Source organism: Streptomyces sp. B1866 (assembly GCF_031932565.1).
Classification (GTDB): Bacteria; Actinomycetota; Actinomycetes; order Streptomycetales; family Streptomycetaceae; genus Streptomyces.
Window position 1 is genome coordinate 1 of record NZ_JAVSCF010000555.1, and the last position, 907, is coordinate 907.

The 907-nt window shown below is 71.8% G+C and carries 1 protein-coding gene; it reads left to right on the forward strand.

Features of this window, described 5'->3' with window-relative positions:
- On the forward strand, positions 1-907 hold a 907-nt coding region (locus RKE29_RS30155; RefSeq protein WP_312008882.1), incomplete at both ends, for a beta-ketoacyl synthase N-terminal-like domain-containing protein.

Consider the following 907-nt stretch of genomic DNA (forward strand, 5'->3'; position numbering starts at 1 on the left):
CAGCCCGGGCCAGGCCAACTACGCCGCGTCCAACGCCTTCCTCGACGCTCTGGCCCACCACCGTCACGCCCAAGGGCTTCCCGCCACTTCCATCGCCTGGGGCCTGTGGGAGGAGGGCGGACTGGCCAACGCCGAGAAGACCGGGCACCTTCGGCGGCGGGGGCTGCCCCCGATGCCGACCGGGCCGGCTCTCACCGCGTTCACCCAGGCCGTCGCCGACACGCGGCGGCCCCATCACGTCATCGCCGATATCACGTGGCCCACCCTCAGCGACAGCCTGAGCCACGCCGGTGAGCCCCTGCCCCTCTTCGCGGACATTCCCGAAGCGCGGACGTCCACTTCGCGGCCGACCGCGGACCAGGGGTCCGGCACGGCCCTCCACCGGCAGCTCGCCGACCGCTCCTCCAGTGAGCAGCAGGAAGTCCTCCTCCAGCTCGTACGGACACACGTCGCGGCCGTCCTCGGACACGGCAACATCGACGACGTTCCGGCTGACCGGCCGTTCAAGGAACTCGGCTTCGACTCCCTGTCCGCTGTCGAGGCCCGCAACCGGCTGACCGCCACCACCGAACTCCGCCTCCCCACCACGCTCGTCTTCGACCACCCCACGCCGGCCAAGCTCGCCCGGTACCTGCGGGAGCAGTTGACGGGCCGCGAGTCCGACGCACCGGCCCCGGTGGCACTCGCGTCCCGCGCTGAGGCCGACGAGCCCATCGCGATCGTCGGCATGGCGTGCCGGTTCCCGGGAGGCGTCCGTACGCCCGAGGAGTTCTGGCAGCTGATCCTCGCGGAGCAGGACGCGATCGGGGGCTTCCCCACGGACCGTGGCTGGAACCTGGCGGGCATCTTCGATCCCGACCCCGACCGGCACGGCACCTGCTACACCCGGCAGGGCGGATTCCTCTAC